The sequence below is a fragment of the Psychrobacter sp. 16-MNA-CIBAN-0192 genome (assembly GCF_040309565.1).
Lineage (GTDB): Bacteria > Pseudomonadota > Gammaproteobacteria > Pseudomonadales > Moraxellaceae > Psychrobacter.
Window position 1 is genome coordinate 1 of the sequence record NZ_JBEOOX010000390.1, and the last position, 261, is coordinate 261.

Consider the following 261-nt stretch of genomic DNA (forward strand, 5'->3'; position numbering starts at 1 on the left):
CTTTAATACTAATATTTTTAGGGTCATAGGTAGCATGCTCGGTTTTTAAATCTTTTGCATAACTTATTAAGTGGCTATAAAAGCGAGGAAATTGCTTTATTATTGCCTCTTCAACCGAAAGCGGATCGCAGTTAATTACATCAAACTCACCTGCCTCATTTTTTATATCAAAGTGGATCATTTCGGCAAGTTCATAGTAATAATGTGTGCCGTCAAATTTAATAGATTTAGTACACCAGCTTGCAATATTGGCCTCATAGG

Annotated in this window: 1 protein-coding gene; it reads right to left on the reverse strand. The window is 34.9% G+C overall.

Features of this window, described 5'->3' with window-relative positions; translation table 11 throughout:
- The coding region (locus tag AAEY78_RS13700; RefSeq protein WP_352339896.1) for a hypothetical protein at positions 1 to 261 on the reverse strand (261 nt) is incomplete at both ends.